We start from the raw sequence: 206 nt of genomic DNA on the forward strand, positions 1-206 counted from the left end.
GGCGAGGTCGGCGTCCAGGGTCCGGGGGTAGCGGTCGAGGTCGGCGGCCTCACCGAACTGGAGCGGGTTCACGAAGACGGTGACCACGACCTGGCCCTCGGGTCCCACGGCCTCCCGGGCCGCACGGATCAGCGAGGCGTGGCCGTCGTGCAGGGCACCCATCGTCATCGTGACGGCCCGCCGCGCGCCGGCGGGCCGGGTGAGGG

At 75.7% G+C, this 206-nt stretch carries 1 protein-coding gene; it reads right to left on the reverse strand.

Features of this window, described 5'->3' with window-relative positions; translation table 11 throughout:
- Positions 1–206: pantoate--beta-alanine ligase (locus IH13_RS40225; RefSeq protein ID WP_199814579.1), on the reverse strand; the 206-nt coding region annotated here is incomplete at both ends.

Source organism: Streptomyces sp. NRRL WC-3549 (assembly GCF_000721935.1).
Classification (GTDB): domain Bacteria; phylum Actinomycetota; class Actinomycetes; order Streptomycetales; family Streptomycetaceae; genus Streptomyces.